The sequence below is a fragment of the Streptomyces sp. GbtcB7 genome (assembly GCF_019091445.1).
Lineage (GTDB): Bacteria > Actinomycetota > Actinomycetes > Streptomycetales > Streptomycetaceae > Streptomyces > Streptomyces mirabilis.
In genome coordinates, this window is the sequence record NZ_JAGXJM010000742.1 from 1 (window position 1) to 231 (window position 231).

Annotated in this window: 1 protein-coding gene; it reads right to left on the reverse strand. The window is 69.3% G+C overall.

The genetic code is table 11. The features are described 5' to 3' along the window. On the reverse strand, positions 1 to 231 hold a 231-nt coding region (locus KVT44_RS57420), incomplete at both ends, for an SDR family oxidoreductase (protein ID WP_217577255.1).

The window sequence follows — 231 nt, forward strand, 5'->3', positions numbered from 1 at the left end:
GCCGGATCTGGTGTTTCAGACCCAGCAAGACCCACTTGAGGTTGAAGGAGATGACCCGAGCGAGGTGGGCGGCCTCCATGTCGACCAGGCTCGACTGGTGCTCGATGCCGGCGTTGTTCAGCGCGAAGTCGCGCCGCCCGTAGGCCCGTACGGTCTCGGTGGCCATCCGTTCCTCGTCCGCCCCGCTGGTCACGTCGCCGGGGACGGAGACGGCCCGGGCGCCCTCCCTCC